A 20,774-nucleotide genomic window follows, 5' to 3' on the forward strand; every position below is an offset into this window, starting at 1 on the left:
GTGCGAGTGAGCAGCACGCTGAGCGCAGTCTCGGCGCGGGGCCGCGATGACCAAGCCCAAGTTCTCCACGCTGTTCGCCGGCGCGCTGGCCCTCGTCATGGTCGTCCTTCTCGGCGCCGCGGTGCTCCTCGGCGGGTCGAGCGAGCGCTCCGGCAAGACCGTGGTGACGGTGCGACTGTGGGACGAGCAGGTCGCCGCGGCCTACCGTCAGTCGTTCGACGCGTTCAGCCGCGAGCATCCCGACGTCGAGGTGCGCATCAACGTCGTGGCGTACTCGTCGTACTTCGACACGCTGCGCACCGACGTGGCAGGGGGCGGCGCCGACGACGTCTTCTGGCTGTCCAACGCCTACTTCGCGAACTACGCCGACAACGGCAGGTTGCTCGACGTCGGGAAGACCCTCGGCACCGACGCGGCCCGGGCGTGGGACGCCTCGGTGGTTCGGCAGTTCACCCGCAACGGCGTGCTGTGGGGGGTGCCACAACTCACCGACGCCGGCATCGCGGTCTACTACAACGCCGACCTGCTCGACCGGGCCGGGGTCGAACCCGCCGACCTGAGCGATCTGAAGTGGTCTCCCGACCCCGCCGAGGACACCCTGCGACCGCTGCTGGCCCGGCTGACCGTCGACGCCGCCGGAAACCGAGCCGACACACCAAGATTCGACCCGGATCGCATCCGGCAGTGGGGCTACAACGCCGCCAACGACCTGCAGGGCATCTACCTGAACTACGTCGGCTCCGCGGGCGGGGCGTTCCAGGACGGCGACCGCTTCGCCTTCGACAATCCCGCCGCCGTCCAGGCTTTCGAGTACCTGGTCGGGCTGGTCAACCGCGACCACGTCGCTCCCCCGGCCTCGGACACCAACGGCAACGGGGACTTCTCCCGCAACCAATTCCTGCAGGGCAGGATGGCGCTGTTCCAGTCCGGCACCTACAACCTCGCGGCGATTGCCGATCAGGCCCCGTTTCGGTGGGGCGTCACGATGCTCCCCACGGGTCCGAAGGGCCGCGTCAGCGTCACCAACGGCATCGCCGCCGCGGGCAACGCCGCTTCGCCGCACCCCGACGCCGTGCGTCGAGTCCTCGAGTGGATGGGCAGCACCCGCGGCAACGCGTTCCTCGGCAGCGGCGGCGCCGCGATCCCGGCCGTCACCGCGGCTCAGCCCGGGTACTTCGCGCACTGGGCCGCCCGAGGCGTGGACGTCACCCCGTTCTTCAGCGTGCTCGACGGACCACGCATCCCGGCGCCCGGAGGACCGGGCTTCGCCGCCGGATATCAGGCGTTGACGCCCTACTTCGACGAGATGTTCCTCGGCCGTCGCGACGTGCCGAGCAGTCTCGCGGCCGCCCAAGAAGCCGCCAACGCCGCCGCCGACCGCTAAGTCGTCGCCAACGGCGTGAAGACCTCCACGTACACCGAGACGGCACACAGCACCAGGACGGTCGCAAAGGCCACGGCGTCGGGCCATTTCGGTCGTGACGGCAGCGCGGAGATCTGACCGGCGCCACCGCGGGCGGTGATCGCGTCGCCCATCTCGTCGGCGCGACGCAACGCCACGGTGACGGCCGCCGCGAGCAGATCGATGATCTCCGCGTTCAACCGGCGATGGCGTTCCCTTGCGGTGGTGGCGGGGTCGCGTGGCCTGAGCTTGCGGGCGGCGAACAGCACACGGAATTCGTCGATCAGCATCGGGAAGGCGCGCAGGGCCAGCGCCAGGGCCACGGCGTAGTCGTCGACCGGCAGGCGAAACAGGCGCAGCGGCCTACCAATCTTGGCCACCGCGGGCGCGACCTCGGCGACGTTGGTGGTCCACGACACCAGCCCGCCGAGGCCAAGCAGCACTATCGAGAGCACGGTGATCTGAAGGAACTTCAACAGCCCGCCGAGCCCGAAGTCCACCGAGGCGACGGTGAGGTGCGGCGCCCCGCCGGCGAACGACGCCGTCAACGCGCCGAGGAACAGCAGGAACCACAGCCAGCGCGGCACCGACGGCAGCACGCCGCGCGGGATGTGGGCGATCTTGGCGGTCAACAGGACGAACAAGCCCACCAACGCGATCGGCACCCAGCCGGGGTACAGCGTCAGCAGCACGCCGATGATCGCGACGACGAGAAGCTTGGTGCCTGCCCACAATTCGTGAATGGCGGTGCGGCCGGGCACCGGTCTCAGCAGCACGACGGGCCGCGACTGGCGCTGCGGGGCGGTCATCCGACACCTCCCGCCGTGGTGGGCGACGCCATCACGCCGCCGTCTCGAAGGTGCAACGTCCGCGGGCACAGCTCCTCGAGTCCCGAGAAGTCGTGGGAGATCACGATGACCGTCAACCCCGCGTCGCGACGCAGTGCCGACAGCAAGCCAAGCAGGCCGCGCTGGCTGGCGGCGTCCAGGCCGGCCAGCGGCTCGTCGAGGATCAGCACTCGCGGCTTGCGGGCCAGCAGACCCGCCAGCACCACCCGACGCATCTGGCCGCCGCTGAGCTGGTCGATGCGCCGCAATCCGATCGCCGGATCGAGGCCGACCATGGCCAACGCGGCGACGATCTGCGAGTGGTCGTAGTAGTCCAACCCCGCGGCCGACGCGATCTCCATGTCCACCCGTCCACGCATCAGCTGCAGCCTGGCCGCCTGGAACGAAATAGCCACGGCGCCAACCTGTTCGGAGACGGGCTCGCCGTCCAGCAGGCAGGTGCCCGCGGTCGGCGCCAGCAACCCGGCCATGATCCACGCCAGCGTCGACTTGCCGGATCCGTTCAACCCGTGGATCAGCACCCCGTCACCCTCGTTGACCACGAGGTCGACGTCCCGCAGCGCCGTCGACGCCCATGGCGTGCCCAGCCCGTACTCGTGCCCGACACCCTTGAGTTCCAACAGCGGTGACCCGCCGCGGCGAGCCTGCGCACTGGTGGCAGCCGGCGCAGGCGCGGTGCTGACCATCTCGACGTTGTCGGCGCTGCCGCCGTTGCCCGTCAGGTCGATCACCCGGTCGGCCGACGCGGCCTCGTCGTTGTAGTGCGTGATGTGCACCAGCGACATCCGATGCTTCTTCGTCAGCCCCGACAGCACCTCGATAAGACCCTCGCGCCCCTGCTGGTCGACCATGCTGGTGACCTCGTCGGCGATCAACAATGCGGGCTCCCTGGCCAACGCCGCAGCGACCGCGAGGCGCTGCAGTTCGCCACCGGAGAGGTTGCCGGTGTCGCGCTCGGCCAGCCCCTCCAGCCCGACCTCGGCAAGCAGACGGTCGACGTCGGTCTCGGTTCCCGGAGGAAGCCCGAATACGACGTCGTCGGCGACCCGGCTGCCGAGGACCTGACTTTCGGGGTGCTGCATCACCACGGCGGTGCCACCGGCCTTGCCGAGACCCACGGCGCCGGGCCGGTCGACGCTGCCAGCGGTCGGCTGCCGGCCCGACAGCACCAGCATCATCGTCGTCTTGCCCGACCCGTTGGGTCCGGTGACGGCCACGTGCTCGCCCTCGCCGATGGTCAGCGACACCGGACCGAGGGCGTCCTGGGCCGCGCCGTCGTAGCGGAAGCGGACGTCACTGAACTGGGCGGGCACCGGGCCGACGGGTTCGGCCGAGTCGACGGAGTCGAGCTTGTGGACGTCGGGCACTCCGGACAGTCGGACGAGCACCCGGGACAGTGCCCACCATCCGATGAGGGTTACCGAGCCGATGCTGAGCACGCTGGACCCGATGATCAGGAGCGGCCAGTAGGTGAGCACCGTGCCGAAGTCGTCGCGCAGCTGCTGCGCCAGGGGCTCCATTCCCGAGATGCGCTCGAGAACCGCGGCGATGCCGGTGACGTTGGCCGTGATCGACGCGAAGACCAGTTCGCGGATCCGATAGAACACCAGCAGGAAGCCCACTCCAAGCACGCCGAAGAGCGCGCCGGCGATCACCGCCGCGACGGCGATCGTCGGCAGGCCACGGCCACGACGCTTGACGATGCCGACCAAGCCTCCGATGTAGGCACAGTTGACGACGGTCATCAAGCCACCGAACCCGGCGATGAGAAAGGCGATGGTGCCGCCGGCGACCGCCGCGGCGACCAGCACCCGGAAGCGGTGGCGGTACGCGAGCAGTCCCATGGGGACGGTGCCGAGTACCGAGAGGCCGGCGGCGAAGGGGACGACGACGGCGATGATCGCGGTGGCCGCGCACAGCGCAGCCATGATGGCGGCGTGCGCAAGCTCGTCGGGCTTCATCGAACCAGCTCGCCGAGGTGCGCCGCCGCCGGTCTCGCTGCCGGTCTTGGCCATTTCTCGATTCTGCCAGCTGTCGACCAAGAGCAGTCTCAGCAGGCTGTGAGGAGCGCCACCCCAACCCACGACGGACCTATAGAGGTCCTATGTAAACTGGCGGGCATGTCATCGAGCCACGCTACGCACCCTCCGGACACCGCGCTGTCCGCGGATCTGCTGTCCGTGGTCGCCCGACTCAACCGGCTCGCCACCCAGCGGGTCAAGATGAAACTTCCGTTCGCCCAAGCTCGACTGCTCTCCACGATCGAGGACCAGGGCGCGGCACGCATCTCCGACCTGGCCGCGTTCGACCACTGCTCACAGCCCACCATGACGACGCAGGTCCGACGGCTCGAGGAGGCGGCCCTGGTCTCGCGCGTCACCGACCCCGCCGACGCCAGAGCGGTGCTGATCAGCATCACCGCGAAGGGCCGCGAAGTCTTGGCGCGCGTGCGCGCCGACCGCAGCGCCGTCGTCGACCCCTACCTGGCGCGCCTTGATCCCGCCGACCGCCAGTCCCTCACCGAGGCCGTCCGGGTGATGCGGGCAATACTCGCCGACGCCACCCAGGACCGCTGAAAGCGGCTCTCCGCCAACCCAACCGACGACCGGGCCGCCTCCGATTACCCTTGACGGCGTAGCCCACCGCTTGCCAGAACCCAGGGCCACGGGCCGAACGGACGGCATCCTGCAGATCCCGTTCCGCTTGCCACACCGCAGCGTCGACCCCGCTCCGCTTCGCCGCGTCGAGAGCGGCGGCGGCTCCCGTAATCCTCCGCATCGAACTGACGTCGCCGGACTGCGCCAAGTTGCCATTGTTTGCCACTGTTCACCCCCGTGAATCGAAAACGTAGCTCTCGCAAGCTCCTTTCCTACGCTGGCAGTGGCTGGGCCAGGTAACTGATGTCCACGATAGCGCCACCGCAACGATTGCTCCAGCAAATTCCCAACATTGGGAACTGTGCTGTACACATACGGAGCGACGGCCGCACCCCGAACCGCGTCAGCGCCACCCCCGTCGGGCAGACTGAACCACCATGACCTGGTTGAGCGCCCTCGCGACCGTCCTCGTACCCGTGGTGTCGGTCGTGTCGACCGCAACGGTGGCCATCTGGACCAAGCGCATCGACGTCAGAAGCAAGCGCGACGACCGGGAGCACGCGCTGTTGCTCGACTTCGAGCAGCGGGCCGGCGAGGAGAAGAAGGTCGCCCTCAAGACCCTCCTCTCCGCCACCATGCGCGTCAGGCGTGGCGCCGAACCGCTCGCCGGCGCCCACCAAACCGTCGAGCAACGACGCTCCGAGGCCATCGAAGAGCTCTACGAACTTCGCGGTCGCCTCGGCCTCGACGACGGCGTGGCAGAGGTGCTGATCTACGCCGCCGAGCCCGTCCGCCAGCTCACCGAACTGCTGCTCGACGAATGGGACCGACAGTTCCGCGACCACGGTTACTCCCTGACACAACTGGACACGTGCAAGCAGCAACTCGTCGCGCCCTGCGACGACCAACAGGAGTGGAACGCCCTCAAGAGCGAAGAAGCGGCATGGCTCAAGCGACTCGGCGAGGAATCAGACCTCGACGTCGACGCGCTGCTGACGCTGTGCGACCGCACGATCGCGGCCGCCCGCAAGGACCTTCGCGGTGGCTTCGGCGTCGAGCCCCAGTGACCAAAGCTAGCCGACCGCCGCGCCGATCAGGTGGCCCACCAAATAGGTCACCGCGATAGCGATTCCACCAAAGGCCAACTGCCGCAACGACCCCAGCCACGGCGCCTTCTTGGTGACGCGTGCCGCCACCCCGCCGACGACCAGCAGGCCGAGCCCACCGCACGCCAACCCGAGCCACAGCGACGAGTACCCAAGCAGGAACGGGATGAGCGGAATGACGGCGCCGATCGCGAACATCGCGAACGACGAACCCGCCGCCACCCACGGTGACGGCTTCTCGTTCGGGTCGACGCCGAGCTCTTGGACGAGGTGAAAGTTCAACGCCCGGGTCTCGTCCCGGTGAAGTTCCTCGGCGGCCTTGGTTGCGGTCTCGACGCTCATGCCCATGTCGGTCAGCGTGCCGACGAGCTCGGCCTGTTCCGCGTCCGGGTACAGGCGGAAGCTGCGGCGCTCTACCCGGACCTCGGACTCGACCTGCTCGTTGGCCGTCGTCACCGAGGTGAACTCGCCGAGCGCCATCGAGAACGATCCCGCCAGTAGGCCCGCCACCCCGGCGAGCACCACGGCGTTCGTGCTGGCGCTGGCGGCGACGCCCGCGATCAACGCCGTGTTGCTGACCAGGCCGTCCATAGCCCCGAACGTGGCGGCCCGCAGCCAGCCGCCAGTGACGTCTGGGTGACGGTGGTCGATCTGATGGGGCATCCCGGCGAGTGACGGCACGGCGTCCGGATCGGTCATGACGATGATTCAACGCCAACCGCGGGAACGGGTTTCAATGAGGATGACCTGGGTTTGCCACATCACAGTTTCACGGCGGGATTCGGGGGATAACGTGGCCTTCATGACCACCACTGCGGATCACCTTCGTAATGCCCTTGACGGTCGTTGGCGCGACATGAAGAACCGGATGCGGGAGGAGCTTTCCTCCGAGATCTTCAAGCCGCACTACACGCCCAACACGGTGATCGCCCGCACGAAGGTCACCGAGCAGATGCGCATCATGGCCGCCAACGGCGCCGCTGAGGACGGCTTCAAGAAGGAGCACGGCGGCAACGGCGACGTCGGGGCCGCAGTGACCCAGATCGAGATGCTGGCGATGTCGGACCTGTCCCTGATGGTGAAGGCCGGGGTGCAGTGGGGCCTCTTCGGCGGGGCGATCGAGAACCTCGGCACCAAACGCCACCACGACGCCTACGTCCGCAAGCTCATCGACCTGGAGCTGCTTGGCTGCTTCGCGATGACCGAGACCGGGCACGGCAGCGACGTGCAGGCGCTCGAGACCACGGGAACCTACGACCCCGACACCCAAGAGTTCGTGATCGACTCCCCCACCCCGTCGTCGCGCAAGGACTACATCGGCGGCGCCGCGAACACCGCCCGGGTGGCCGCGGTGTTCGCGCAGCTGATCACCAAGGGCGAGGGCCACGGCGTGCACTGCTTCGTGGTGCCGATCCGCGACGACGCCGGTAACGACCTGCCCGGCGTCACGACGTCGGACTGCCAGTACAAGGGCGGACTGCCCGGCGTCGACAACGGCCGCATCCAGTTCGACCAGGTGCGGATCCCGCGGGAGAACCTGCTCAACAAGTACGCCGACGTCGCCGAGGACGGCACGTACACCTCACCGATCGAGAACCCGGGCCGCCGGTTCTTCACGATGCTCGGCACGCTCATCCGCGGCCGCGTCACCGTCGGCGGCAGCGCCGGCGCCGCCGCCAGGGTGGCACTCGACATCGCGACGCGATATGCCCTGGAGCGCAGGCAGTTCGAAGCCCCCGGCGCCGAGCAGGAGGTGCTGATCATGGATTACCTGGTGCACCAGCGCCGGCTGTTCCCGCTGATCGCCAAGTCCTACGCCCTGCAGTTCGCCCAGAACGAGCTGGTGGCCAAGTGTCACGAGCTGCAGACCTCCGACGACCCGGACGCCGAGGAGCAGCGCGAGCTCGAGTCGCGCGCCGCCGGGCTGAAGGCCGCCAACACCTGGCACGCCACCCGCGCCATCCAGGAGGCGCGCGAGGCGTGCGGCGGCGCCGGCTACCTGGCCGAGAACCGGCTGATCGCGCTGAAGGCCGACACAGACGTGTTCACCACCTTCGAGGGCGACAACCACGTGCTGACGCAGCTGGTCGCCAAGGAACTGCTGACGGCCTACGCCGACGACGTCAAGGGCATGAGTCCAGCGCAGTGGGTGCGGTTCGCCGCCAACTTCGCCGGCGAGCGGGTGCTCAAGCGCACCGCGGCGCAAACCATCATGCAGACGATCGTCGACACGCGTCAGGACAACGAGGAGGAGGGCTCGCTGTTCAACCGCGGCACGCAGGTCAAGATGTTCGAGGACCGCGAGGAATACATGCTGGCGTCGGTCGCGCGTCGACTGCAGGGCAAGTCCAAGGAGATGTCTCCGTTCGACGCGTTCAACTCCGTCCAGGACCACGTGCTGCACGCCGCCAAGGCACACGTCGACCGGATCATCCTCGAGGCGTTCGTCGCCGGCATCGACACCTGCCAGGACGAGAAGGCCCGCGGGATCCTCGAGGTCGTCTGCGACCTCTACGCGCTCTCGGTGATCGAGGACGACAAGTCGTGGTTCATCGAGCACCGATTCCTGTCCACCGAGCGCTCCAAGGCCGTCACCCGCGGCATCAACGACCGCTGCCGCAAGCTGCGCCCCCACGCTGAGCTATTGGTCGAGGGGTTCGGGATTCCCGAGCAGCTGCGCTACGCCGAGATGCTGCACCCGGAGCACATCCCCGACGCCGACGAGCACGAGGAGCAGAACGCGGAATGATCAAGAGGTAAAGCTCCCCCGCGTGGACTCGAACCACGAACCTGCCGATTAACAGTCGGCTGCTCTGCCAATTGAGCTACAGGGGAATAGCACTCGGTCCGCGGGACGTGCACGCTGACCGAGCGTTGACTCTAGCGCATGGACTCCGGAAGTCCGATATCGGGCAGGTGAGCTGGGGCAGACGGGCTCGTTCTCTCGCCACTCGGCCGCACGAGGCAGGATGGAAGTAATGCACTACCGCGAGAGAGGGACCCCGTGATCCGCGTCGCCGCCGTCATGGCTGTTGGATACGTATTGGGCGCCAAGGCAGGCAGGCGTCGCTACGAACAAATTGCGGGCACGTTCCGTACCGTTACCGGCAGCCCAGCCACCAAGGCCGTGCTGGACGCGGGTCGACGCAAGATCGCCGACCGGGTGTCACCCGATGCGTCGATCGGCTCGCTGACGCCGATCGACGCCGATACTGCGGTATGGCAGCCCGGGAAGAACCGCTAGGCGATCGGCTGACGCCAGGTCTGGCCGGGGGCCAGGTTGCCCGTCGAGACACCGAGACCGTTGTTGGGTCCGAAGGTGCCGAAGTTCGGCGTTCCGATGTTGGTCGGGTTTCCGTTGGAGTACCCCACGCACACCGGATCGGAGCCGTTGGTGGTGACGGTGGCCAGGCACGGTGCGGCGACGGCTTGACCAGCACCGCTGGTGAACGCGATCGCGAGCGGAGCGGCGACGGCGGCAGCCGCCAGGGCTCCAGCGGTGGCGACGCGGCGTGCGCTGATGGTCATGAGGTGCCCTTCCGTTGGAACTGACGGCGAGCTCACCATAGCGCGACGCGGCGACTCACGCAGTAAGGTCGTCGCCGCTGGCCCGCTCCAGCAGGCTGCGCCGGTAGGTCTCCATCGCGACCAGGTCGCCGAACAACGCGTTGTACTCCTCGTCGTTGTCCACCGGTGACATGCGCTGCAGCTTGGACTTCATCTCGGCGATCTCCCTGCCGACCCATACTTCTTGCAACCTGGCCAGCACTCCGCCGATGTAGCGGGGCAGGCGATCGTCGTCCTCGACCCGGAACGCCTCGACGCCCAGCTCGTTGATCAGATTTGCCACGTGCGGTGAGGCCGCCTGCTCGCGGACCGAGTCGATCCACTGCCCACCCGACCCGCCAGCCGACATGCCGCCGGCCGCCGTCACCGCAGCGCGCACCGCCGCGTACCCGGGATGGGTGAAGCTCTCCACGGTCAACGTGTCGAAGACGGGCCCCGCGATCGCCGGGTACTGCAGTGCCGCCTTGAGCGCCTCGCGTTGCGGCCACAGCGTCGGATCCTTCGGATCGGGCCGGGCCACGACGACGGCATCCGTCGGAGCCGCCGCGGCAGCACTACGCCGGACGTCGCGGCGTTGCGCGGCGCCACCTGCCTTGGCCGTCTCGCGCACCCTGCCGATGACCTGGGCGACGTCGTCCCAGCCCACCCATCCCGCGAGCTGACGCGCGTACTCGTCGCGCAGGGTCGGGTCCTTGATCCTGGCCGCCATGGGCACACACCGGCGCAACGCCGAGACCCGACCCTCGGCACTGTCCAGATCGTGGTCGGCAAGGGCGGTGCGAATTACGAACTCGAACAACGGCGTTCGCCGAGCCACCAGATCGCGCAGGGCGGCGTCACCGGACTTCAGCCGCAGATCGCACGGGTCCATGCCCTCGTCTGCGACGGCGACGAACGACTGCCCGGAGAGGTTCTGCTCGCCGTCGAAGGCCTTGACGGCGGCCGCACGGCCCGCCGCGTCACCGTCGAAGACGTAGATCAGCTCACCGCGAAAGAAGTTGTCGTCCATCATGAGTCGGCGAAGCATCGACAGGTGCTCCTCGCCGAAGGCGGTGCCGCACGACGCGACCGCCGTCGTCACGCCAGCCAGGTGCATGGCCATGACGTCGGTGTAGCCCTCCACCACGACGGCCTGATGCCCCTTCGCGATGTCGCGCTTGGCCAGGTCGAGTCCGAACAGGACGTTGGACTTCTTGTAGAGCACCGTTTCCGGGGTGTTCAGATACTTGGCGGTCATCGTGTCGTCGTCGAAGATCCGGCGCGCACCGAACCCGATGACTTCGTTGCTACTGGCCCGAATCGGCCACAGCAAGCGCCGGTTGAAGCGGTCCCGTGGGCCGCGGCGACCCTCCATCGACAGCCCCGCAGCCTCGAGCTCCTTGAACTCGAAACCCTTGCGCAGCAAGTGTTTCGTCAAGGTGTCCCAGCCCGACGGCGCGAATCCGCAGCCGAAGCGGGCGGCCGCCTCGGCGTCGAAGTTGCGTTCGATCAAGTACTGCCTCGCCGGTGCGGCCTCGTCGGACTGCAACGCCTCGGCGTAGAACGCCTGTGCCGCGGCGTTGGCGGCGATCAGCCTGCTGCGGCTGCCCTTGTCCCTCTGCACGTTGGTGGTCGAGCCACCGGTGTAGGTGACGGTGTAGTTGATCCGGTCGGCGAGCATCTCGACGGCCTCGACGAAGCTGACGTGTTCGATCTTCTGCAGGAAGGCGTAGACGTCACCCCCCTCACCGCAGCCGAAGCAATGGAAGTGGCCGTGGTTGGGGCGGACGTGGAACGACGGTGACTTCTCGTCGTGGAACGGGCAGAGCCCCTTCATCGAGTCCGCTCCGGCGCGGCGCAGCTGCACGTAGTCGCCGACGAGGTCCTCGATGCGGGTGCTTTCGCGGATGGCCGCGATGTCGCGGTCGGGAATCCGCCCGCCCCGCGTCCCATCGCTCCTGCCTACTGCCACCGGCTCAGTCTAAGGGCCGGGGCGAGCGCGCCAGGTGCACGCGTTCCAGCCGTCCCTCGGTGTAGGACGCAATCTGATCGATGACCACCCGCAGCCGGGCCCCGTCGTCGGCGGCCGCCACGAACTCGGGGGCGAACTGCGGGTCGAGGCTGCTCGGCGCCTGCGCCCACAGCGCCAAGGCAACCTCGTGAATGAGGGTGCGCTGATCCGCCTGGATCTGCAGGTGCTGATGGTCGGACATGATGAACTGCAACGCCAGCATCTTCAGCACCGCGACCTCGGCGCGCACCAGTGCGGGCACCGCGAGCTCGGTGTCGAAGCGCGCGAGCGGACCGGCTCCTGCCACTTCCCGGGTCGCGGTGATCGCTGCGTTGGCGAACCGGCCGACCAGTTCACTGGTCAACCGCTTGAGGGCGACCGAGGCCGTGACGGACCCGTCGTACTTGCCGACCGCCGCCACCACGGGAATCTGCGACAGCCGCTGCGCGGCAGCCAACAGGTCGTCGGAGCGCACGGCGTCGAACGACTCGGCGCCGAGTCGGGCCAACGAGGTCGCCGCGTCGGTGTCGGCCAGCACGCGCAGGTCGATGCGCCCGGAGATGACGCCGTCCTCGACGTCGTGCACCGAATAGGCGACGTCGTCGGCCCAGTCCATCACCTGGGCTTCCAGGCACGGCCTGCCCTCGGGCGCACCGTCGCGCAGCCAGGCGGCCCAGCGGGCGTCGTCGTCGTAGAACCCGAACTTCTTGCGGTCGCCGCGCGGCCACGGGTACTTCGTCACCGCGTCGAGCGACGCCCTCGTCAGGTTCAGCCCCACCGATCGTCCTTGGTCGTCAAGGACTTTGGGCTCCAACCTGGACAGGATCCGGAAGTTCTGCGCGTTGCCCTCGAAGCCGCCGAAGGCCTTCGCGATCTCGTTGAGCGCACGTTCGCCGTTGTGCCCGTACGGCGGATGGCCGATGTCGTGAGCCAGCCCAGCCAGGTCGACCAGGTCGGGATCGCAGCCGAGGCCAACGGCCATCCCCCGGCCGATCTGCGCCACCTCGAGGGAATGCGTCAACCGCGTGCGCGGCGTGTCACCCTCCCTCGGCCCGACGACCTGCGTCTTGTCGGCCAGTCGCCGGAACGCCGCACTGTGCAGCACCCTGGCGCGGTCCCGCGCGAAGTCGGTGCGCCGCTCGGTGTCGGTCCCCGCCAGGGCAGCACTCTTCGGCGCCTCGACCACCATCCGCTGTAGGTCGAAGTCCGAGTAACGATCCGCGGAACCGTTCTGATGTTGCGCCACCGACGCACAGTCTGCCAGGGCCGTCACGCGGTCTCGGGTGCCCGTCGGGCGTGGCGCACTACATTGGCGGTCATGCGCAGGAATCCAAGGGCAGCCCGCCTTCTCAGCATGCTTCTCGCGGTACTGACCGTAGGCGCACTGCTGACGCCCAACCTCCCGACGGCCAACGCCGCGCCGCCCCTTCGGCTGACCGACTACGTCACCGACGACGCCGGAGTCCTGGACGCCGGCGCACTGAGCGGTGTGAAGACCGCGGTCGACGACCTCTACACGGCCCGTCGCGTCCGGCTGTGGGTCGTCTACGTCGACACCTTCTCCGGCCAGACCGGGGTGGCCTGGGCTCAACGGGCCATGCAGATCAACAACTTCCAGCCCGACCAGGATGCGATCTTCGCCGTCGCCACCCAGGACCGCGACTACGCACTGCTGGCGGGCACCGCCATCATGAGCAACGCCGATCAAGACAAGCTTCGGCGCAACGAAGTGGAACCGGCCTTGCGCCAAGGCGACTGGGCAGGCGCCGCGACCGTCGCCGCCAGCGGGTTGAAGAACGACGGCACGTCGAGCGGGAGCGTGTCGTGGGTGGGCATCGCCATCGTCCTCGTCGTCATCGCCCTCGCGGTGGTCGCGCTGCTCGTGTGGCAACGGGGCAGGCGGCGCAAGCGCCGCGAGGCCGAGTTCACCGCCGCGAAACGGGTCGACCCGGCCGACCCGAACGCACTGTCGTCGCTGTCACTCGACGCGCTCGACGACCTGTCCAAGTCGATCGTCGTGGAGGTCGACAACGCGGTGCGCACCAGCGACAACGAATTGACCCTGGCGGTCGAGGAATTCGGCGAGCGGGACACCGCCCCGTTCACCAAGGCCGTCGACGGCGCGAAAACGGCACTGACACAAGCGTTCAACGTCCGCCAGATTCTCGACGACACCATCCCCGAGACGCCCCAGCAGCGGCGCGATCTGCTCACGCGCGTCATCGTCGCGGCCGCGCGGGCCGACGACGAGCTCGAGGCGCAGCGCGAGGCCTTCGGGAAGCTGCGTGACCTCGTCATCAACGCACCCGACCGGCTCGACATCCTCACCCAGCAGATGGTCGACCTGTCGGCGCGCATCGAACCCGCCGACCGGACCCTCGAGGTGCTGCACTCGCAGTTCTCCGAGACGGCGTTGGCGTCGATCGCCGACAACGTCGACCACGCCAAGCAGCGACTGTCGTTCGCCGACCAGAGCATCAGCCAGGCCAGGGCGCTCGTCGCCAAGCCCGCGGGCAGCCAGGCCGGGCTGGTCGACGCCATCCGGTCGGCGGAGTCCGCGCTGGGCCAGGCCCGCATGCTGCTCGACTCGGTCGACAGTGCGTCCACCGACATCAACCGGGCGGTGGCCGAAATGCCCGCGGCGATCGCCGACATCCAGAACGGCATCACCGCTGCGTCCGGCCATCTGGCCAGGGGCGGCGTTCCGCGTGCCGACGAGTTGAGCGCCGCTCGCGACGAGGCCGTCGCGGCCGTCGCCCACGCGCAGAACGCGGGCACCGCGGATCCGTTGGGCACCTTCACCCAGCTGACCAAGGCCGACGCCACCCTCGATCAGCTGCTCGCGGTGATCAGCGACGAGGTCGAGGCCGCCGCCCGGCTGAAGCGCGCGTTCGACCAGGCATTGTTCAGCGCGCAGTCGCAGGTGCGTTCGGTGTCGGACTTCGTCGACACCCGCCGCGGCAGCGTCGGGCCGGAGGCCCGCACCCGGCTGGCGGAGGCCGTGCGGCAACTGCAGGCCGCCCAGGCGGTCGGTGCAACCAACCCGTCGCAGGCCATCCAGCACGCCAACGGCGCCGCGATGTTGGCGGTGCAGGCCCAGTCGATGGCCAACGCCGACGTCAGCGCCACCCAGCGGCAGTACACCGGACGCTACGGCGGCGGTGGATTCGGCGGCGGAGGCGGCAACACCGGCGCGATCCTCGGCGGCATCCTCATCGGCAACCTCCTCTCCGGCGCGCTGCGTGGCGGTATCGGAGGGGGCGGTGGTGGAGACTGGAGCCCAGGGTCGTTCGGCGGATCGGGTGGCGACTGGGGCGGAGGCGGCGGCCGCTTCTGACCCCCGCGAGCCTCCCCCTCTCCGGCGAGCGTGCGTGTCTGCGGGCGACACGCCGCCTTTCGATCGGACTTCGCGCACGCTCACGCCGCCCACGCGCGCTCCCCCTCGGACTTGATCTGCCGCACCGTGTCGTGGGGTCGCCGCCGAACGTCGTCGGACACGATCGACATCACGTGCCAGTCGAGTTCGCGCAGGGCTGCGCGCTTCTGCCTGTCGCGGCGAAAGCTCTCCGGGTCACTGTGCCAATCGAACCCGTCGTACTCGACGGCCAATTTCACACTCGGCCAAGCAAAGTCGAGCCGCCACAGCCGACCGCTCCGGTCGACGAGTTCGTACTGCAGTTCCGGTTTCGGAAGGCCACCGTCGACCATCATCAACCTGGCCTCGCTCTCCATCGGCGACTCCGCCGCCGCATCCGCCAACGGAACGAGGTCGCGGACATTCACGATCCCCCGTCGTCCGGCCTGTTTCATCACGGCGCGAACCAGGTCGCGTCGACCGCACGTTCCGCTGCGCAGCGCCGCATCCAGGGTGGCCAAGGCGCGGGGACGACGCAATCCACGAGCCACCTCGACTGCGGTCCATCCAGGCTCCGTCACCGGCCTGCCCTCGACCTCGCTCAGCGGCGCTCCGTCGCGTCGGTGCACCACCAGACCGTCGGAGTTGCGCAGCTGATGCCCAAGTGGATTCAGCACGTGAAGGTCGTCGATGCCCTCGGTGTCGAAGCCAAAGGCGGCCGCCGCACTGGAGAGACAGAGGGCGACGGGCTCGCCCGCCCGAAGGTCCAGACCGCGCAGTCGGACGTGGGTATCGAGTTCCACACGGCTGTAGACCCCCGGCCACACCTTGACCAGATCACCCCGCTGGATGCGGGTGTCGAGTTGGCTGCGGCTCAATACGGTCAGCAGCTGACCCGTCGTCGCAACGCCAGCTTGCCCGTTGAAGAGATCGTCGAGATCGTGTGGCACGCAGCCGATCGTCGGTCAGCTGGCGACCGACGACCAGAGCCGCCGCGACATCTGGGGATGAACCGTCGTCTGTGGATAGTCCGCTCGGCGCGAGCGTGCGTAACCTTCGACATTGCAACGGCGTGTCGCCCGCAGACACGCACGCTCGCGCGACGGGTGGGGGCTCGCGGGAGCTGGCAGAGGGCTAGCAGCCCTTGAGGCGCACCGCGAGGTAGTCCGAGACGGCGTCGATCGACACTCGCTCCTGGGTCATCGCGTCGCGCTCGCGGATCGTCACGGCGTGATCCTCGAGCGAGTCGAAGTCCAGCGTCACGCAGAACGGCGTGCCGATCTCGTCTTGTCGCCGGTACCGGCGACCGATCGCGCCGGCGTCGTCGAACTCGATGTTCCACGACTTGCGGAGCTCGGCGGCGAGGTCCTTTGCCTTGGGCGACAGGTCGGAGTTGCGCGACAGCGGCAGCACGGCGGCCTTGACCGGCGCGAGCCTCGGGTCGAGCTTCAACACCGTGCGCTTGTCGATGCCGCCCTTGGCGTTGGGGGCCTCGTCTTCGTGGTACGCGTCGATCAGGAAAGCCATCAGCGACCGCGTCAGCCCGGCGGCCGGCTCGATGACGTACGGCGTGTACCGCGTCTCGGTGGCCTGGTCGTAGAACGACAGGTCGGTGCCGGAAGCCTTTGAGTGGTTGGACAAGTCGTGGTCGGTGCGGTTGGCGACGCCCTCGAGCTCGCCCCACGGGTTGCCCTGGAAGCCGAACTTGTACTCGATGTCGACGGTGCGATCCGAGTAGTGCGCGAGCTTCTCCTTCGGCGTTTCGTAGAGCCGCAGGTTGTCCGGGTCGATGCCGAGGTCGACGTACCACTGCAGCCGCGCGTCGATCCAATACTGGTGCCACTCAGGCGCGGTCGAGGGCTCGACGAAGAACTCCATCTCCATCTGCTCGAACTCGCGGGTGCGGAAGATGAAGTTGCCCGGGGTGATCTCGTTGCGGAAGCTCTTGCCGATCTGGCCGATGCCGAAGGGCGGCTTGCGTCGCGACGTCGTCACCACGTTGGCGAAGTTGACGAAGATGCCCTGTGCCGTCTCGGGCCGCAGGTAGTGAATGCCCTCTTCGCTCTCGATCGGCCCGAGGTAGGTCTTCAGCATCATGTTGAAGTCGCGCGGCTCGGTCCACTGACCCTTGGTGCCACAGTCCGGGCACACGATCTCGGCCATCGGCGCGGCATCTGGGTCGTCGAGACCCTTCTTCTGCGCGTACGCCTCCTGCAGGTGGTCCTGCCGATGCCGCTTGTGACAGTTCAGGCATTCGATCAGCGGGTCGTTGAACGTCGCGACGTGGCCGGAGGCCACCCACACGTCACGCGGCAGGATGATCGAGCTGTCCAGCCCGACGACGTCCTCACGACTGGTGACCACCGACCGCCACCACTGCCGCTTGATGTTGTCCTTGAGCTCGACGCCCAGCGGGCCGTAGTCCCACGCCGACTTGGTGCCGCCGTAGATCTCGCCCGCTTGGTAGACGAGTCCACGGCGCTTCGCGAGATTGGCAACGGTGTCGATGATGGAGGCCACGGGTGAACAGCGTAGCGGGCCTTGAAAGGTCGATTGACATGCGCGTCGGCGCATGTATTCTGGGCCGTAATGAAAACGGTTTCCAAATCCACCGCGCCCGCCCCGGCCGACCCCGCATTGGGAGACGGCGCAGGGGCAGACGGTGAGCACGCCGACCACGTGCACGGCGCCGCACCTGCCCACGAGGTGCCGCCGCGACCGGTCCTCGACCACGCCGGCGACTTGCTGCGCGCCCTCGCCGCGCCGGTCCGGATCGCGATCGTGCTGCAGCTGCGGGAATCCTCCAGGTGCGTGCACGAGCTCGTCGACGTGCTTGCCGTGGCGCAGCCGCTGGTCAGCCAGCACCTCCGCATCCTGAAGTCCGCCGGCGTCGTGGCCGGGGAGCGCAGCGGCCGCGAGGTGCGCTACCGCCTGGTCGACCATCACCTCAGCGACATCGTGTTGGCCGCGGTCGCCCACGCCGACGAGTATTCACACGACCACGAACACGAAGGAGGCGCGCCCCATGAGCGGTAGTACTGCCGTCCGCTCCACACGTCAGCGGGCCGCCATCTCGGCGCTGCTGGACAACGTGGAGGAATTCCGGTCCGCCCAGGAACTGCACGACGAACTACGTCGCCGCGGCGAGGGCATCGGCCTGACCACCGTCTACCGGACGCTGCAGTCGATGGCGGCCGCCGGACTGCTCGACACCCTGCGGACTGATTCGGGCGAATCGGTCTACCGCCAGTGCTCCGACCACCATCACCATCACCTGGTGTGCCGAACGTGCGGCACGACGGTCGAGGTGGAGGGCGCCGCTGCGGAGTCGTGGGCGACCGAAGTTGCTGCGCTGCATGGGTTTTCCGACGTCAGCCACACCATCGAGATCTTCGGGGTGTGCGCGGACTGCACCTCGACCGTCAGCTGACGCCGTCGCGCGCCAGCGCCAGCACCGTCTGCAACGTCAGTGGAGCCAGCACCACGCCGTCGGCCCCATACGGGTCGACCCACATGACTTCCTCGATCTCGGCGGCCGCCCGAGGCACACCGTCGAGACCGACCAGGAACAGATCCGCGTCGACGACGTAGCCCGGCTCGTTGGCCGCCGCCGCGGTGAACCGACCGAGCATGCGCGCCGAGGATTCGTCGACGCCGACTCCCAGCTCTTCGCGGACCTCGCGCACCAGCGCCTCGAGGGACCCCTCCCCCGGCTCGATCTTGCCGCCCGGTTGCATGAACGCCGACGTGCCACGTTTGCGGACGACGAGCACGTGGTTGCGTTCGTCGAGGACCACGGCGGCGACGATGCGGATGACACTCACTGGGTCAGGACGCGCCGAACCTCGGCACCGGTGGTGAGCACCAACAGGATCAACGTGCGCAACGCCTCTTCCGACAGGCCCGCGGCGGGAAAGTTGTACCGCAGCATCACGTCTGCGATTCCTCCGTCGGCGAGCTTCTCGACCAGCGTCACCGTCCCGAGCATCACCAGGCCAGCCTGCTCGGCCACCCGATCACGAATCTCGCTGGACAGCGGCAGATCCCACGCCAACGGCTGAGTGAGCGACACCATCTCCAAGCCGTCGGCGATCACCACCACCCGTAGCGACGCGACCAGACCGTCCACCGTGACGGTGAGTGCGCCGTCGGACTCCTCGACGAGCGTCGTCACCTCCCCCAGCGCGGAGGTCAACCGTTCCAGCAGGCTCGTCATTCGGCTCTGCCGAACCTTCTGTTGCGGTTCACGTACTCCACGCACGCCTCCCACAAGTCGCGCCGGTCGTAGTCGGGCCACAGCTTGTCCTGGAAGACGTACTCGGCGTAGGCGGCCTGCCACAGCAGGAAGTTGCTCGCCCGCTGCTCGCCCGAGGTGCGGATGAACAGGTCGACGTCCGGAATGTCGTCGCGGTGAAGGTGTTTGGCGAACGTCGCCTCGGTGATCCGGTTGGGCTTGACCTTTCCGTCCACCGCCAGCTGCGCCAATTCCTGTGCCGCTTCTACGATCTCGGTCCGACCGCCGTAGTTGACGCAGTAGTTGATGGTGATGACGTCGTTGCCGACGGTCATCTGCTCGGCGATGTCGAACTCCTTGATGACGCTGCTCCACATGCGCGGCCGCGATCCGACCCATCGCATCCGCACGCCCATCGCGTTGAGGTTCTCGCGACGGCGGCGCACCACCTCGCGATTGAAGCCCATCAGGAACCGCACCTCTTCGGTGCTCCGCTTCCAGTTCTCGGTGGAGAAGGCGTAGACGGTGAGGTGCTTGACGCCGATCTCGATCGCCCCGCAGGTGATGTCGATCAGCACCGCCTCGCCCATCTTGTGGCCTTCGGTGCGTCCGAGTCCCCGCTGGGTGGCCCACCGGCCGTTGCCGTCCATCACCACCGCTACGTGGTTGGGCACCTGGCCCGCCGGGATCAGCGGGGCGGATTCCTTGGACGTGTGTTGCGGCGGTCGAGAGAACTTGCCGTTGGTTTCCGGTGGTAGCTCCGGAAACACCACCGGCCACGAGGACTTGTCCGGGAACGTCGGATAGTCGTCAGGCGCCGGAGGCAACTGCGGGTAAGTCTCCTTCTTGCCCCTGCCCCGTGTCGTAGCCATGTGCCTCATCCTGCCCGAACAGGGCAACTCGTCGTTCGGCGACCGTGCGGTCGACGCGGTACGCGCGCTCGACCAGCGGCAAAGTGCGCAATTGGCGCTCGAGATGCCACTGCAGGTGCGCGGCCACCAGTCCGCTGGCCTGGCTACGATACGACGCCGTCGACGCCTCGGCAGCCGGCCAGTCGCCGTCGTGCAGGGCGGACATCAGGTCGATCACGCCCTGTGGCGGCGTCACCGAACCGGACGGCCTGCAGTGCATGCACACACTGCCGCCCGCGGCGACGTGGAACGCCCGGTGCGGCCCCGGCGCCGCGCAGCGGGCGCATTCGGTGAGCGACGGCGCCCAGCCCGCAATGCCCATGGCCCGCAACAGATATGCGTCGAGGACGAGCTCACGCGGGCGGGTGCCGTCTGCGACCGCACGCAACGCCGCAACGGTGAGCCGGTGCAAGGCCGGAGACGGGGCACGTTCCTCACCGGCCAGCCGCTCGGCCGTCTCGAGCACCGCACACCCACTGGTGTACCGCCCGTATTCGCTGACGATGTCGCTGGCAAACGCATCGATGGCCTGCACCTGCGTGACCACGTCCAAGTTTCGGCCAGGATAGAGCTGGACGTGGATGTGCGCGAACGGCTCGAGCCTGGCCCCGAACTTGCTGCGGGTCCGCCGCACGCCCTTGGCCACGGCACGGACCAAGCCGTGCTCGAGGGTGAGCAGAGTCACGATCCGGTCGGCCTCGCCGAGCTTGTGCTGGCGCAGCACGACCGCTCGATCCCGGTACAACCGCATCAGCACAGTGTTC

20 protein-coding genes and 1 tRNA gene are annotated in these 20,774 nt (G+C 68.2%); 8 read left to right on the forward strand and 13 right to left on the reverse strand.

Features of this window, described 5'->3' with window-relative positions:
• Window positions 1–46 precede the first annotated feature (46 nt).
• Window positions 47–1,384, forward strand: coding sequence for a sugar ABC transporter substrate-binding protein (locus tag B1790_RS09810; protein WP_079923024.1), 1,338 nt, complete (start codon window positions 47–49; stop codon window positions 1,382–1,384).
• On the opposite strand, the gene B1790_RS09815 is transcribed toward B1790_RS09810, so the two are convergent.
• Together B1790_RS09815 and B1790_RS09820 are read right to left on the reverse strand one after the other, a co-directional pair.
• A complete protein-coding gene (locus tag B1790_RS09815) occupies window positions 1,381–2,211 on the reverse strand; it encodes an energy-coupling factor transporter transmembrane protein EcfT (protein WP_079923025.1) in 831 nt (276 codons plus the stop codon). The genes B1790_RS09810 and B1790_RS09815 overlap by 4 nt on opposite strands.
• Window positions 2,208–4,265, reverse strand: coding sequence for an ABC transporter ATP-binding protein (locus B1790_RS09820; protein ID WP_079923026.1), 2,058 nt, complete (start codon window positions 4,263–4,265; stop codon window positions 2,208–2,210). The genes B1790_RS09815 and B1790_RS09820 overlap by 4 nt, the downstream gene beginning before the upstream one ends.
• Window positions 4,266–4,370: 105 nt before the next feature.
• Between B1790_RS09820 and B1790_RS09825 the strand changes: the two genes are divergently transcribed.
• Both B1790_RS09825 and B1790_RS09830 read left to right on the forward strand, forming a co-directional pair.
• A complete protein-coding gene (locus tag B1790_RS09825) occupies window positions 4,371–4,826 on the forward strand; it encodes a MarR family winged helix-turn-helix transcriptional regulator (protein ID WP_079923027.1) in 456 nt (151 codons plus the stop codon).
• A gap of 458 nt (window positions 4,827–5,284) precedes the next feature.
• Entirely contained in the window at window positions 5,285–5,914 is a 630-nt protein-coding gene (locus tag B1790_RS09830; RefSeq protein WP_079923028.1) for a hypothetical protein, read from the forward strand.
• A gap of 6 nt (window positions 5,915–5,920) precedes the next feature.
• Here the strand turns inward: B1790_RS09830 and B1790_RS09835 are convergent, their stop codons facing one another.
• Window positions 5,921–6,652: a VIT1/CCC1 transporter family protein gene (locus tag B1790_RS09835; RefSeq protein WP_079923029.1), complete on the reverse strand. Its 732-nt coding sequence runs from the start codon at window positions 6,650–6,652 to the stop codon at window positions 5,921–5,923.
• 103 nt (window positions 6,653–6,755) lie between these two features.
• Here B1790_RS09835 and B1790_RS09840 point away from each other — a divergent pair, with 103 nt between their 5' ends.
• Window positions 6,756–8,702 carry an acyl-CoA dehydrogenase gene (locus B1790_RS09840; RefSeq protein ID WP_079923114.1) on the forward strand — a complete coding sequence of 649 codons (1,947 nt, stop codon included), beginning with the start codon at window positions 6,756–6,758 and terminating at the stop codon, window positions 8,700–8,702.
• 13 nt (window positions 8,703–8,715) lie between these two features.
• Here the strand turns inward: B1790_RS09840 and B1790_RS09845 are convergent.
• Window positions 8,716–8,788, reverse strand: a tRNA-Asn gene (locus B1790_RS09845).
• Window positions 8,789–8,957: 169 nt separating this feature from the next.
• On the opposite strand from B1790_RS09845, the gene B1790_RS09850 reads away from it, so the two are divergent.
• The gene (locus B1790_RS09850) at window positions 8,958–9,197 is read left to right on the forward strand and encodes a hypothetical protein (protein WP_079923030.1); all 240 of its coding nucleotides are present in this window, start codon (window positions 8,958–8,960) and stop codon (window positions 9,195–9,197) included.
• Here B1790_RS09850 and B1790_RS09855 read toward each other — a convergent pair.
• From B1790_RS09855 to B1790_RS09865, 3 genes are read right to left on the reverse strand one after another with little or no spacing between them, the layout of a single operon-like run.
• Window positions 9,194–9,481 carry a hypothetical protein gene (locus B1790_RS09855; RefSeq protein ID WP_079923031.1) on the reverse strand — a complete coding sequence of 96 codons (288 nt, stop codon included), beginning with the start codon at window positions 9,479–9,481 and terminating at the stop codon, window positions 9,194–9,196. The genes B1790_RS09850 and B1790_RS09855 overlap by 4 nt on opposite strands.
• Window positions 9,482–9,536: 55 nt before the next feature.
• Window positions 9,537–11,471, reverse strand: a complete 1,935-nt coding sequence (gene dnaG / locus B1790_RS09860; protein WP_079923032.1) for a DNA primase — start codon at window positions 11,469–11,471, stop codon at window positions 9,537–9,539.
• Between the two features lie 4 nt (window positions 11,472–11,475).
• The gene (locus tag B1790_RS09865; RefSeq protein ID WP_255407258.1) at window positions 11,476–12,756 is read right to left on the reverse strand and encodes a deoxyguanosinetriphosphate triphosphohydrolase; all 1,281 of its coding nucleotides are present in this window, start codon (window positions 12,754–12,756) and stop codon (window positions 11,476–11,478) included.
• A 72-nt stretch (window positions 12,757–12,828) separates the two neighbouring features.
• On the opposite strand from B1790_RS09865, the gene B1790_RS09870 reads away from it, so the two are divergent.
• Window positions 12,829–14,847, forward strand: a complete 2,019-nt coding sequence (locus tag B1790_RS09870) for a TPM domain-containing protein (RefSeq protein ID WP_142271216.1) — start codon at window positions 12,829–12,831, stop codon at window positions 14,845–14,847.
• An 80-nt stretch (window positions 14,848–14,927) separates the two neighbouring features.
• On the opposite strand, the gene B1790_RS09875 is transcribed toward B1790_RS09870, so the two are convergent.
• Window positions 14,928–15,815: an endonuclease domain-containing protein gene (locus B1790_RS09875; RefSeq protein WP_079923034.1), complete on the reverse strand. Its 888-nt coding sequence runs from the start codon at window positions 15,813–15,815 to the stop codon at window positions 14,928–14,930.
• 184 nt (window positions 15,816–15,999) lie between these two features.
• Entirely contained in the window at window positions 16,000–17,439 is a 1,440-nt protein-coding gene (locus tag B1790_RS09880; RefSeq protein WP_198951965.1) for a glycine--tRNA ligase, read from the reverse strand.
• A gap of 15 nt (window positions 17,440–17,454) precedes the next feature.
• Here B1790_RS09880 and B1790_RS09885 point away from each other — a divergent pair, with 15 nt between their 5' ends.
• Window positions 17,455–17,901: a metalloregulator ArsR/SmtB family transcription factor gene (locus tag B1790_RS09885; RefSeq protein WP_079923036.1), complete on the forward strand. Its 447-nt coding sequence runs from the start codon at window positions 17,455–17,457 to the stop codon at window positions 17,899–17,901.
• Window positions 17,891–18,295 carry a Fur family transcriptional regulator gene (locus B1790_RS09890; protein WP_079923037.1) on the forward strand — a complete coding sequence of 135 codons (405 nt, stop codon included), beginning with the start codon at window positions 17,891–17,893 and terminating at the stop codon, window positions 18,293–18,295. The genes B1790_RS09885 and B1790_RS09890 overlap by 11 nt, the downstream gene beginning before the upstream one ends.
• On the opposite strand, the gene B1790_RS09895 is transcribed toward B1790_RS09890, so the two are convergent.
• The 4 genes from B1790_RS09895 to recO are packed head-to-tail and all read right to left on the reverse strand — an operon-like array spanning window position 18,288 to window position 20,761.
• Window positions 18,288–18,689, reverse strand: coding sequence for an NUDIX domain-containing protein (locus B1790_RS09895; RefSeq protein WP_079923038.1), 402 nt, complete (start codon window positions 18,687–18,689; stop codon window positions 18,288–18,290). The two genes, B1790_RS09890 and B1790_RS09895, sit on opposite strands and share 8 nt — an antisense overlap.
• Entirely contained in the window at window positions 18,686–19,081 is a 396-nt protein-coding gene (locus B1790_RS09900) for a hypothetical protein (RefSeq protein WP_079923039.1), read from the reverse strand. Before B1790_RS09900 ends, B1790_RS09895 begins: the two co-directional genes overlap by 4 nt.
• Entirely contained in the window at window positions 19,078–19,971 is an 894-nt protein-coding gene (locus B1790_RS09905; protein ID WP_079923040.1) for a decaprenyl diphosphate synthase, read from the reverse strand. The genes B1790_RS09900 and B1790_RS09905 overlap by 4 nt, the downstream gene beginning before the upstream one ends.
• On the reverse strand, window positions 19,910–20,761 hold the full coding sequence (gene recO, locus B1790_RS09910; protein ID WP_079923116.1) for a DNA repair protein RecO: 852 nt from the start codon (window positions 20,759–20,761) through the stop codon (window positions 19,910–19,912). Before recO ends, B1790_RS09905 begins: the two co-directional genes overlap by 62 nt.
• Window positions 20,762–20,774 lie beyond the last annotated feature (13 nt).

This window comes from Mycobacterium sp. AT1 (assembly GCF_002043095.1).
Classification (GTDB): domain Bacteria; phylum Actinomycetota; class Actinomycetes; order Mycobacteriales; family Mycobacteriaceae; genus Mycobacterium.